Source organism: Campylobacter sp. 19-13652 (genome assembly GCF_019702925.1).
In the GTDB taxonomy this organism is placed as follows: domain Bacteria; phylum Campylobacterota; class Campylobacteria; order Campylobacterales; family Campylobacteraceae; genus Campylobacter_A.
This window is the reverse complement of sequence record NZ_AP024713.1, coordinates 1,706,676-1,718,712: the sequence shown is the minus strand read 5'-3', so window position 1 is coordinate 1,718,712 and position 12,037 is coordinate 1,706,676. Positions and strand designations below refer to the sequence as shown.

Here is a 12,037-nt window from a genome sequence, read left to right as displayed (position 1 = left end):
TTTGCGACCGAGCATACATATAGTATGTGAGAGAGCAAATTTTCTAGTCTCATTGACCCAACGGGTGCAAGCCACGAAGTGGCGAAGCAAAAGATGACGTGCGAGACGAGCTGGCTTAAATTAAATTTAAAAACTTTCAAAAGGAGATGGGATGATAGATTTTAGTTTAACTGACGAACAAGAGCTTTTCGTAGCTGGAGTTAGGGAGCTTATGGCTAGCCAAAACTGGGAGAGCTATTTTAAAGAGTGCGACGCAAAGCACGAGTATCCGCTTCGCTGGGTAAAGGCCTTAGCCGAGCTTGGCGTGGATACTATGCTACTGCCCCAAGAATACGGCGGTATGGGTGAGAGCTGGGTAAGCCTAGCGGCTATTTGGGAGGAGCTAGGCAGGTGCGGAGCGCCCACATATGTGCTTTACCAGCTACCAGGCTTTAGCACCATTTTAAAATATGGCAGCAAAGCCCAGATTGAAAAAATCTTTAAATTTCGTGGCAGCGGAGAGCAGATGTTTAACTCCGCCATTACTGAACCAAGTGCTGGCAGCGACGTGGGAAGCCTAAAGACGACTTATACAAGAAAGGACGGCAAGGTCTATCTAAACGGGCAAAAGTGCTTTATCACTAGCTCGGCTGGCGTGCCTTATCTAATCGTAATGGCAAGAGACGCAGCAAGCGAAAAGCCTGTCTTTAGCGAGTGGTTTGTCGATATGAGCCTGCCTGGCATTAAGCTAACGCCGCTTGAAAAGCTGGGGCTTAGAATGGATAGCTGCTGCGAGATAAGCTTTGATAACGTGGCGTTAGATGAGAGCGATATTTTTGGCGTAGAGGGCGGCGGCTTTGAGCGGGTAAAGGAGGAGTTTGACGCGGAGCGGTTTTTGGTAGCTTGCACGAACTATGGCGTCTCGCTTTGTGCCTTTGAGGACGCTGCGAGGTATGCAAACTTAAGAGTGCAGTTTGGCGAGACTATCGGCAGAACCCAGCTAATCCAAGAAAAAATCGCCCATATGAGTATCAAACTAAATGCGATGAAAAATATGATTTATGAAACGGCGTGGAAAATGGACAGGGGGCAGAATGTAACAGCCGAAAGTGCGATGTGTAAATACTACTGCGCAAATGCCGCTTTTAGCGTCGTCGATGATGCGATGCAGATTTTGGGCGGTATCGGCGTAACAGGGCATAGAGTGGAGCGATTTTGGCGAGATTTGCGAGTAGATAGGCTAAGCGGGGGCAGCGATGAGATGCAAATCCTAACCCTAGGCAGAGCCGTGCTTAAAAAATTTAAATAAGGGGGCAAAATGGGACTTGATACTCCTAAATTTGGCGTTTTAGCTGGCGTTAGAGTGGTCTTTTCGGCTATGGAGGTGGCGGCTCCTTTTGCGGCTGGGCTGATGGCTGAGTGGGGGGCTGAGGTGATATGGATAGAAAATCCAAAATACCCAGACACGATTAGAGTGCAGGAGTATTACAGCGAGCTAGCCAGACGAAATATGTACTCACTCTGCCTTGATGTTTTTAGCGAGTTGGGGCGGGAGGTGTTTTTAAATTTAATCAAAACCGCCGATGTTTTTATAGAAAGCAGCAAAGGTCCAGCCTTTGCCAAAAAGGGGCTAAGCGATGAGCTGCTCTGGCAGGCAAATAAAAAGCTCGTCATCGCCCATTTATCAGGCTTTGGGCATAGCGGCGATGAGCGATTTGTAAGACTAGCAGCCTATAACACCATAGCCCAAGCCTTTAGCGGCTATTTAATCCAAAACGGAGATGTTAATCAGCCTATGCCAGCCTTTCCCTACACGGCTGATTATATGTGCGGCTACGCGCTGCTTAGTGCGACGCTAGCGGCACTTTATAAGGCTAGGGCAAGTGGCGAGGGCGAGAGCATTGACGTGGCGATGTATGAGATTATGCTAAGGGCTGGGCAGTATTATATGATGAACTACCTAAACGGCGAAGAGATGTGCCCTAGAATGATAAAGGGCAAGGACCCGCTTTATGCAGGGTGCGGGCTATATGCGTGCAAGGACGGCTACATAGTCTTTGAAGTGGTCGGCATAGCTCAAGTGGCGGCGATGTTTGAGCTAATAGGACTAGCTGAGCTATACGCAAGCGAAGTGGCAAAGGATGCTCAGCTAATAAGCCGCAATATGAGCGTGAGCGAGCGTTTTGAAGCTGGGCTTGATAGCTATTTTGGCTCTTTGTGCGTAAGCGAAGCACTGGATATTTTAGCCAGCCTAAAAATAGCCGCAGCCAAAGTGCTTGAAGTAAGCGAGCTAGAAAGCAACCCACACTACAAGGCTAGGCAGAGCTTTATTAGCTGGCAAAACGCTAAGGGAGAGATTGTAAAAGGCACGAACGTCTTTCCTAAATTTAAAAACAGCCCATCACGTATATGGCGACCTCGTCCTAGCTACGGACAGGACACGGCAGTCCTGCTAGCTAGCCTGGGATACGACGTCGCACAAATTGCCGATTTGCAAAGCCAAAAGACAATAAGGCTAAGCGAAAAATGAGCGAGCTAGGCTGGAAAAACGTCGCCCATTTTCTAGCTAACCTCAAGCTTCAAGGTGGGGACAAGACGGCTCTTGTCTTTGAGAGTGAAAGCGGCGAGTGCGTAAGCCATAGCTATAAAGAGATGGCTAGTAGGGCTTACGGCGTGGCGGAGCATTTAAAAAGGCTTGGTGTAAAACGTGGTGAGAGGGTGGCGTTGTGGCTAAGAAATAGCGACGAGTACGTTATCGCTTGGCTTGGCGTGCTTGCCCTTGGGGCGGTGGTAGTACCGCTAAATGCCTGCTTTTTGCCAGCCGAAGCGGACGAGATTTTAGCTAGGATTAAGGCTAGGGCGATTATTAGCGAGTTTGAGCTTTTCTCGATTAAATTTAAGCCCCAGCTCATCATCACAAAGGCAGAAATTCAAAAAATCAAGCCCCGCGCTAGCTTTAAAAGCGAGGCAGGGCTAGCGGACGTGGCGGAGATTATCTTTACCTCTGGCACGTCTGGGACGCCAAAGGGCGTGGTGCTAACGCAGTATAATCTGCTTTTTAGCGTGGCTTATGGGGCGGACGTGATGGGGCTTAGGGGCGGGGAGAGCTTTATTAGCGTGATGCCGCTGTGGCATATTGATGCTCAATGCACTCAGCTGCTGCCTATTCTTGGGGCGTGCGGAAAGTTTGTGCTTTTAAGCCGCTATAGTGCGAGTGGCTTTATGGCTAGCGTGCGGCGGCACAAGGCAGAGATAACAGAACTAATCCCAAAGATAATAAAAACCCTAATGCTAAGCCCAAAAAGCGAGCTGGATAGGGTGCATAGCTTGCGGCTTGTGATGTTTTACCTTTCGATTGGCGAGGCGGAGTTGATTAAATTTAAAAGCCGCTTTGGCGTGGGGCGAATGCTGAGTTCTTGGGGTATGAGCGAGAGCGTGGTAGGGGCGATAACGCAAAGGGCAAGCGAGAGTGAAAACCTAAGTAGCATAGGGCGGCTGGGAGCAGGATATGCCGCTAGGCTAGTGCGAGATGACGGCAGCGAAGCTGGCGTAGGCGAAGCTGGCGAGCTATGGCTAAGAGCAGAACGAGGCAAGGAGCTTTTTAGCGGCTATTTTGACGATGAAGCCTTAAATGAAAAAAGCTTTTTCGGCGGCTGGTTTAGGACTGGCGATGTGATGCGGCGTGACGAATGGGGCGAGTTTTACTTCATTGATAGAGCTAAAAATTTAATCAAAACCCTAGGCGAGAATGTAAGCAGTGTGGAGATTGAGATGCTTATTAGCCAGCTAAGCGGAGTGAGCGAAGTGGCGGCAATTGGGGTAAAAGACGAGTTGGATGAGGAGATGATAGCTACTTTTATCGTGCCAAGCGGCAAGGGCGAGCTAAGTGTGGCGGCGGTGCAGGAGTATTGTGCGGCTAGGGTAGCGAGATTTAAAGTGCCAAAGTTTGTCATTTTTAAAGACAATCTTGAAAAAACCGCTAGCGGCAAGGTCAAAAAGGAGCTTTTAAAGGCGGAGTTTGAGCGAATGAATTTAAAAGGAAAAGCAAATGAGCGAGGATAAATTTGATGTCATTATCGTTGGGGCTGGCGTGGCTGGCTGCGTGGCTGGCTATCTGCTGGCAACGCAGGGGCTAGACGTGCTGATAATCGAGCGAGGTAGCGAAGCAGGAGCAAAAAACACAAGCGGTGGCAGGCTGTATGCCCACACCATAGAGCAGGTTTTCCCTGATTTTGGCTTAAACGCACCCGTAGAGCGAGTCATCACGCAAGAACGCCTTTCATTTATGAGCGAACAAAACTGCACGAGCCTGCTTTATAGCTTCGCCCCAGATGATGAGCCAAAGAAGCGGTCTTATTCGGTTTTAAGGGCTAAGCTTGATAAATGGCTAGCCCAGCAAGCCTGCGAAGCAGGGGCTGAGCTAATAACTGGCGTAAGGGTCGATGACCTGCTAAAAAAAGACGGCAAGGTCTGCGGCGTCATCTCAGACGGCGAGGAGCTAGAAGCTAGCGTGGTGCTCGTAGCCGATGGGGCAAATTCGATAATCTGCGCTAAAAATAATCTTGGCTTTAAGCCTGATAAGAGCAACTGTGCCGTGGGGGCAAAGGAGGTGCTAACTATCGGCGAGCAGGCGATAAACGAACGCTTTGGCTGTGGTAGCGGCGAGGGTGCGGCGTGGCTAATGCTAAGCGACGCGACGCAGGGGCATATGGGCGGAGGTTTTATTTATACAAACAGGGATAGTATTTCTCTTGGTGTGGTGCTAGGGCTTGAAGCGGCAAGCGAGTGCGAAACTAGCCTGCCATCTATGCTTGAAAGCTTAAAATCTCACCCTGCCATCGCTCCGCTAATTAAAGACGCAAAACTAAGCGAATACTCAGCCCACGTCATACCAGAGGGCGGCTTTAATGCAATCGGCAGGCTAAGCGGCGATGGAGTGCTAGTCCTAGGCGATGCGGCTGGGCTTTGTATAAACATAGGCTACTGCGTGCGTGGTATGGATATGGCAGTCGATAGTGCCATAGCGGCAGCCAAAGCGGTCGTAGCGGCAAAGAGCAGGGGTGATTTTTCCGCCGCTGTTTTAAGCGAGTATGAAAGTGAGCTAGCAAAAACCGCTAGTCTAAGCGATATGCGGCTTTATAAAAACGCCCCAAAACTGCTAGCAAATGAGCGGATTTTTAATGCCTATCCTAAGATGATAAATTCAATAATGGCGGACATTTTTAGCGTAAATGGCACAAGCGAGCCGCTGCGAAAAAAGCTAGCTAGTGGGCTTAAAAAAGTGGGATTTTTAAATTTAATCAAAGATTTATACAGGGGGATAAAATCGCTATGAGAAGCTTAAATATTGACGCAAAATTAAGCGTAAATAAATTTAATGTTGATGAGGGTAACGCCCACATTGAGCTAGCTAGTCAGATAGAGCTAAGTGAGTTTAAAAAGCTAGCTCAAATCTGCCCTGCTGGGCTTTATAAAATAGGCGAAAATGGTGAGTTGGGCTTTGATTATGCTGGGTGCTTGGAGTGTGGGACGTGTAGGATTTTATGCGAAGGTAGCGTGATAAAAAAATGGGAGTATCCAAACAGCAGTTTTGGTGTGGAGTATCGTTTTGGTTAATTTTTAGCTTTATGAAAGCTTTTAAAAGCTAAGATTAAGGTTATTAAATTTGACACGGATAAAAATATGACAAAGCAAGAGCGAGAGAGCATTAAAAGATCAAGAATGATGAAGTATTTTATTGATGCGGCAAATGAGATAATAAATCGCGACGGCGTGAGTTCAGTAACAATACGAAATGCCGCATCTTTAGCTGGCTACTCCTCTGCTACGCTTTATAATTATTTTGATAACCTCACTCATTTAATATTTCTTTCTATACTAGATCAGCTTGATGAGTATAATAAAGCTTTAAAAAAGGCGATTAGCAAGAGCAGTAATTCGCTTGAGGTATATATGCAGGTGTGTGCTTGCTTTTGTGAGTATGCTTATGCTAAGCCTGAGATTTATTGGCTTTTATTTTTCGCTCACGGCGAGGGTAAATTTGACGCTTATCTTAAGCAATATTATGAGATTTTCCCTGATAAAATCGCCAAGGCATCTCCCCTGTTTTTGGATAAGATGTTTCACTCAAATAACATTTATGATCGTAGCTTTTTTATGCTGGAACGCTGCGTAAATGACGGCTATTTGCAGGCTGGGCTTGTAAATGATTTTAATGACATTTGTCTTCGCTTTAATAAGACCATACTCCAAGACGTCAAAGATGGCATTTTAAGCCAAGATGACGCCACAAAAATGACGATGAGATACTATCATCAGCTATTAAATTTTTACGCTACAGACGACGGACGAGTGATGCTTAATCGTTGTTGTAAGGAATATGCTGGTATTAAAATTTGATCCAGCCTATGTTAAATTTAGGCATTTTTCATCTGTTTTTGGCTAAAATCTAGCGAAAATTTAACAAAAGGTAAAAAATGGCTGAAAAATCTAGCAAAAGCGATAAGCTAGAAAAGACACAAAAAACCGAAGCTGATAAGCAAAAAGCCCTTGAGCTTGCTTTAAAACAGGTGGATAAGGCGTTTGGTAAGGGCACGCTTGTACGCTTAGGGGATAAGCAAGTTGAGCATATAGATGCTACTTCGACTGGATCGCTGGGGCTTGATCTCGCACTTGGTATAGGTGGTGTACCAAGAGGCAGAATAATCGAGATTTATGGCCCTGAAAGCTCTGGTAAAACGACGCTGACACTTCATATTGTGGCCGAGTGTCAAAAGGCTGGTGGAGTGTGTGCCTTTGTCGATGCGGAGCATGCGCTTGATGTTAAGTATGCTGCAAATTTAGGCGTAGATACAGATAACCTTTACGTCAGCCAGCCTGATTTTGGCGAGCAAGCTTTAGAAATAGTTGAAACTCTAGCCAGAAGTGGAGCCATAGATGTAATAGTCGTCGATAGCGTCGCGGCACTAACGCCAAAAAGCGAGATAGAAGGCGATATGGGAGACCAGCACGTGGGACTTCAGGCTAGGCTGATGAGCCAAGCACTAAGGAAGCTAACAGGCGTCGTTCATAAAATGGGTGTAACGGTTATATTTATTAATCAAATTCGTATGAAAATCGGCGCTATGGGATATGGCACACCAGAGACTACGACGGGTGGAAATGCGCTTAAATTCTACGCCTCAGTCCGCCTTGATGTGCGAAAAATCGCCACACTAAAGCAAAATGACGAGCCAATTGGCAACCGTACCAAGGTAAAAGTGGTAAAAAACAAAGTCGCCCCTCCATTTAAGACGGCTGAGTTTGATATTATGTTTGGCGAGGGTGTAAGCCGTGAAGGCGAGATAATTGATTATGGCGTGAAGCTTGATATAGTCGATAAAAGCGGAGCGTGGTTTAGCTACAAGGCAAACAAGCTAGGACAAGGCAGGGAAAATGCCAAAGCCTACTTAAAAGAGAATAAAGACGTAGCAGATGAGATAGTAGAGGCAATAAAAGGCTCTATGGGTAATATCAAATTTGAAGTAAGTGATGGCGAGGAAGCCAGCGAAGAAATCAGCGACGAAGGATAAAATCATGGTATACATCGAAGACGTAACAGCGCTTTTGGTGCTTGATAGCAGGGGAAATCCAACCATAAAAGCAAGCGTAATGCTAAGCGATGGCACAACTGCTAGCGCGATAGTGCCAAGTGGAGCAAGCACTGGCAAAAGAGAGGCTTTAGAGCTAAGAGACGGCGGCAAGGAATACGGCGGCAAGGGCGTAAGCAAGGCCATCGCAAACGTAAATGAACGCATAGCTGAGGCCATAATCGGGCTTGATGCGTATAATCAAAAGATGATAGATGATGAGATGCTAGCCCTTGATGGGACGGAGAATTATTCAAATTTAGGCGCAAATGCCGTCCTTGGCGTATCTATGGCGGTGGCTCGTGCTGCGGCAAATAGCCTAAAAATCCCGCTCTACCACTACCTAGGCGGCGCAAACGCTAGCGTGCTGCCTGTGCCTATGTTTAACATCATAAACGGCGGCGCTCACGCAAATAACAGCGTCGATTTTCAGGAGTTTATGATTATGCCTTTTGGCTTTGATAGCTTTAGCGAAGCTTTGCGTGCTGCGGCTGAGATATATCAGAAGCTTAAGGCCATATTAAACGCCGCAGGACACAGCACGGCAGTGGGCGATGAGGGCGGCTTTGCGCCAAATTTAAAGGACAATGAAGAGCCGATAAAGCTCATTATGCAGGCCATTAGCGAGGCTGGCTACAAGGCTGGCGAGCAGATAAAGCTAGCCCTAGACGTGGCAGCTAGCGAGCTTTATAATGATGGCAAATACGAAGTCGCAGGCAGCAAGCTAAGCAGCGATGAGATGATAGAGTATTATGCTATGCTTTGTGAGAAATATCCGATTTTTTCAATTGAGGACGCACTAGATGAAGATGACTGGGAGGGCTTTAAAAAGCTTACCCAGCGTCTTGGAAAGCGGGTGCAGCTAGTGGGCGATGATCTGTTTGTAACAAACGAAAAAATCCTAGCCCGTGGCATAAAAGAGGGCGTGGCAAATGCGATTTTAATCAAGCCAAATCAAATCGGCTCAGTAAGCCAGACTATGCAAACAGTCCGCCTAGCCCAGCGAAACGGCTATGCGTGCATAATGAGCCATAGAAGCGGCGAGAGCGAGGATAGCTTTATCGCTGATTTTGCCGTTGCACTTAATACTGGACAGATAAAAACTGGCGCGACAAGCCGCAGCGAGCGAAACGCCAAATACAACCGCCTGCTAGAAATCGAGTGCGAAACTAGCGAGTACTTAGGAAAAGAGCTGGCTAGTAAGTGAGCGAGGAGCTTTTAAAAGGGTACGACGAGCATGCTAGGAGGGGGCAAAGGCTTCGTCAAGCTGGTGTGCTTGCCCTCGCTGCTTTTGTTACTATAATGCTAGGGATTTACTTTGGCGGTGTATTTTTTGGGGCACGCTCGCTTGAAGTAATGCTTGCTTTACAGGGCAAAAAAGAGCAGTTAAAATCCGACATAGAGCAGCTAAAGCAGGAAAATGCCGCACTTCAGAAAAAATATTTTGAGCTAAAGATGCTTTTTGAGGCAGCAAAATGAAGAAAATCATATTTTTATCTCTTGCTTGCTTTTTATTAGCAAGAGAAAACCCTTTTATTCCCACAGGCGAGCTAAATACAGATGTTGTGGTTACAAATTTAAAGCAGGAATTTGAGCCGTTTTCAGAGCTTAAAATATCACTTGATAAAGGCGATATGCTCCTAGATGAGGTGGTTTTATATACCGTGCAAAAAGACGGCAGCAAACGCAAGCAGACCATAAAAGTAAACAAAAGCATAGATGCTAGCGAACCATACGTGCTAACATCTGCTAAAAACACGGTTTGTAAGCCCTGCGAGATACCTCCCCCTGTGCCAGAGATAATAAATTTAAACATAACTCCACCTGTGCCTGTTGTGCCTAATAAATCTAATGATGGGGGCATTAAATCCGCTAATCTTGAGCCTAAGGACGAAGCCTTAAAAAATCCAGTCGAAGCAGAAGTGCCAAAGCAAACAGTGCTTGCCCAAATTCCACAAACAAAGTCCCAAAAAACTCCCGAGTCTCAAAATGGTGCAAATATCATAAAAGATAGCTTTAAATTTAAAAATTTAATTAAATTTGAAGCTAGTGATAAGGGGATTAAAATTTATACCAGCGCAAAGCTTGCTAAAGATTTTACGTATAAAAATGAAAAAATAGTGCTTGATTTTAGTGCTAAATTTAGGCAATTTTTGACCTTTTCTAGGCATTTAAAATCGGCCGGATTTGAGTTTTTAAATATAGGTGCGCATAATGGATATTTTCGCGTCGTCATAGTTCCAAGGAGCTTTAAAGGGTATGTTTTGCGTCCTATTAAAGGCGGATATGAGCTGAAAATTTAAGCTTTTTTGGGTAAAATGTAGGATTTTGAATTAATAAGGGAGAGATAGATGAAAAAAGAGGATATTGAACAGCTTATTGATATTTTTGAGAAAAAAGATATAAATAAGATAAGAATAAAGCAGGGCGATTTTGAGATCGAGTTAGAAAAACAAGACGCCGTTAGCACGCCAGCTGCTGCGACAAATCCAGCCGCTTGCACTACTCAGATAATCCAAGCCCCACAGCCTGCTATCGCCGCGCCCCAAGCCCCAGTCCCAGCGTCTAGCACAGATACCATAGACTCGCCTATGGTAGGCACTTTCTACGTCGCAGCTAGCCCAGGTGCAGCTCCGTTTATAAAGGCTGGACAGAGCGTGAAAAAGGGCGATACGATAGGCATCATCGAAGCGATGAAAATAATGAATGAAATCGAAGCTGAGTTTGACTGCAAGATAGTGCGCTCTCTTGTCGAAGACGGGCAGCCTGTGGAATTTGCTATGCCGCTTTATGAAGTGGAGAAAATCTAATGGCACTTGAGCGAATACTAATCGCAAACCGCGGTGAAATCGCACTGCGAGCCTTGCGCACTATCCAAGAAATGGGCAAAAAGGCTATCGTAGTCTATTCTACGGCCGATAAAGACGCCTTATATGTTCGCTACGCAGACGCTGCTATTTGCATAGGCAATCCAAGAAGTAGCGACAGCTACCTAAACATCCCAGCCATCATCTCAGCCGCTGAGATAAGCGAGGCAGACGCTATTTTTCCGGGGTATGGCTTTTTGAGTGAAAATAGAAATTTCGTCGAAATATGCGAAAAAGAGGGGATTAAATTTATAGGCCCAGGCGTGCAGCCTATGTATTTAATGAGCGATAAAAGCAAGGCAAAAAGCGTGATGAAAAACGCTGGAGTGCCTGTAATTCCAGGTAGCGACGGCGCTGTGGCAAATGCTGAGGCCGCTAAAAAACTAGCCGCCGAGATAGGATACCCAGTCATATTAAAGGCTGCTGCAGGTGGGGGCGGACGCGGAATGCGTGTAGTCGAGCGCGAGGAGGATATAGAAAAGAACTTCTGGGCGGCTGAGAGTGAGGCGTTGACCGCTTTTGGCGATGGCACAATGTATATGGAAAAATACATCACCAGTCCACGCCACGTCGAGGTGCAAATTATCGCTGATGATTACGGCAATGTCCTGCACATCGGTGAGCGGGACTGCTCTATGCAAAGACGCCATCAAAAGCTCATCGAGGAAAGCCCAGCCGTAGTGCTTGATGATGAGACTAGGCAAAAGCTGCATGAAGTTGCGGTAAAAGCGACCAAGGCGATAGGCTATAGCGGCGCTGGTACGTTTGAGTTTTTATATGACCAAGCCGAGCGGAAGTTTTATTTTATCGAGATGAATACACGTTTGCAAGTTGAGCATTGCGTGAGTGAAATGGTAAGTGGAGTGGATATTATAGAGCTTATGATTCGTGTAGCAGAGGGCGAAAAGCTCCCTCCACAGGAAAGCATTAAAATAAGCGGACACGCCATAGAGTGCCGTATCACCGCCGAAGATCCAAAAAGTTTCACTCCAAATCCTGGTAAAATTACTAAATTTATAGCTCCAGGCGGACGAAACGTGCGTTTTGATAGCCATATTTATGAGGGGTATAGCGTGCCTCCATATTATGATAGTATGATAGGCAAGCTGATTGTGTATGACAAGGATAGGGAGCGAGCTATAGCAAAGATGAAGGTAGCGCTTGATGAGCTTGTTATTCAGGGGATTAAAACGACGCGCGATTTTCATTTAATGATGATGGATAGCGAGGATTTTAAGCACGGTAGATACGACACAAACTATCTTTCGCGCCATTATTAAATGATAAATTTAATTTTTACGTTTAAATTTTTTAAATTTATGGGCTGTTTTGCTTGACATTTAAACCCTTTTTAGGTAAAATGCCAAACTCAATTATTTATAAGTGGGACAGCTCACAATCGGGGTGTAGCGCAGTCTGGTTAGCGCATCTGGTTTGGGACCAGAGGGCCGAAGGTTCGAATCCTTTCACCCCGACCATTATGGTGAGTGTAGCTCAGTCGGTTAGAGCATCAGATTGTGGTCCTGAGGGTCGTGGGTTCGATTCCCATCACTCACCCCATTT

12 protein-coding genes and 2 tRNA genes are annotated in these 12,037 nt (G+C 46.0%); all 14 read left to right on the top strand.

The window, feature by feature from the left end; translation table 11 throughout:
* The first annotated feature begins 151 nt into the window (after positions 1-151).
* Positions 152-1,288: a crotonobetainyl-CoA dehydrogenase gene (gene caiA, locus LBC_RS08320; RefSeq protein ID WP_221253972.1), complete on the top strand. Its 1,137-nt coding sequence runs from the start codon at positions 152-154 to the stop codon at positions 1,286-1,288.
* Positions 1,289-1,297: 9 nt separating this feature from the next.
* Positions 1,298-2,509, top strand: a complete 1,212-nt coding sequence (caiB, locus tag LBC_RS08315) for an L-carnitine CoA-transferase (RefSeq protein WP_221253971.1) — start codon at positions 1,298-1,300, stop codon at positions 2,507-2,509.
* The gene (locus tag LBC_RS08310) at positions 2,506-4,041 is read left to right on the top strand and encodes an AMP-binding protein (protein ID WP_221253970.1); all 1,536 of its coding nucleotides are present in this window, start codon (positions 2,506-2,508) and stop codon (positions 4,039-4,041) included. Before caiB ends, LBC_RS08310 begins: the two co-directional genes overlap by 4 nt.
* Positions 4,028-5,314, top strand: a complete 1,287-nt coding sequence (locus tag LBC_RS08305) for an FAD-dependent oxidoreductase (RefSeq protein WP_221253969.1) — start codon at positions 4,028-4,030, stop codon at positions 5,312-5,314. Before LBC_RS08310 ends, LBC_RS08305 begins: the two co-directional genes overlap by 14 nt.
* Positions 5,311-5,595 (top strand): ferredoxin family protein, encoded by a 285-nt coding sequence (locus LBC_RS08300; protein WP_221253968.1) that lies wholly within the window; start codon positions 5,311-5,313, stop codon positions 5,593-5,595. Before LBC_RS08305 ends, LBC_RS08300 begins: the two co-directional genes overlap by 4 nt.
* 66 nt (positions 5,596-5,661) lie before the next feature.
* The gene (locus LBC_RS08295; RefSeq protein ID WP_221253967.1) at positions 5,662-6,378 is read left to right on the top strand and encodes a TetR/AcrR family transcriptional regulator; all 717 of its coding nucleotides are present in this window, start codon (positions 5,662-5,664) and stop codon (positions 6,376-6,378) included.
* Between the two features lie 77 nt (positions 6,379-6,455).
* Complete coding sequence (gene recA / locus LBC_RS08290; protein WP_221253966.1) at positions 6,456-7,550, top strand: recombinase RecA; 1,095 nt, start codon at positions 6,456-6,458, stop codon at positions 7,548-7,550.
* A 4-nt stretch (positions 7,551-7,554) separates the two neighbouring features.
* Positions 7,555-8,814 carry a phosphopyruvate hydratase gene (gene eno / locus LBC_RS08285; protein WP_221253965.1) on the top strand — a complete coding sequence of 420 codons (1,260 nt, stop codon included), beginning with the start codon at positions 7,555-7,557 and terminating at the stop codon, positions 8,812-8,814.
* Positions 8,811-9,086 carry a septum formation initiator gene (locus LBC_RS08280; RefSeq protein WP_221253964.1) on the top strand — a complete coding sequence of 92 codons (276 nt, stop codon included), beginning with the start codon at positions 8,811-8,813 and terminating at the stop codon, positions 9,084-9,086. The genes eno and LBC_RS08280 overlap by 4 nt, the downstream gene beginning before the upstream one ends.
* Positions 9,083-9,910, top strand: coding sequence for a hypothetical protein (locus LBC_RS08275; protein ID WP_221253963.1), 828 nt, complete (start codon positions 9,083-9,085; stop codon positions 9,908-9,910). The genes LBC_RS08280 and LBC_RS08275 overlap by 4 nt, the downstream gene beginning before the upstream one ends.
* A 48-nt stretch (positions 9,911-9,958) precedes the next feature.
* Positions 9,959-10,417 (top strand): acetyl-CoA carboxylase biotin carboxyl carrier protein, encoded by a 459-nt coding sequence (gene accB / locus LBC_RS08270; protein WP_221253962.1) that lies wholly within the window; start codon positions 9,959-9,961, stop codon positions 10,415-10,417.
* The gene (locus LBC_RS08265) at positions 10,417-11,754 is read left to right on the top strand and encodes an acetyl-CoA carboxylase biotin carboxylase subunit (RefSeq protein WP_221253961.1); all 1,338 of its coding nucleotides are present in this window, start codon (positions 10,417-10,419) and stop codon (positions 11,752-11,754) included. Before accB ends, LBC_RS08265 begins: the two co-directional genes overlap by 1 nt.
* A gap of 120 nt (positions 11,755-11,874) precedes the next feature.
* Positions 11,875-11,952, top strand: a tRNA-Pro gene (locus tag LBC_RS08260).
* Positions 11,953-11,957: 5 nt separating this feature from the next.
* Positions 11,958-12,034 (top strand) — tRNA-His (locus LBC_RS08255).
* The last annotated feature ends 3 nt before the right edge of the window (positions 12,035-12,037 follow it).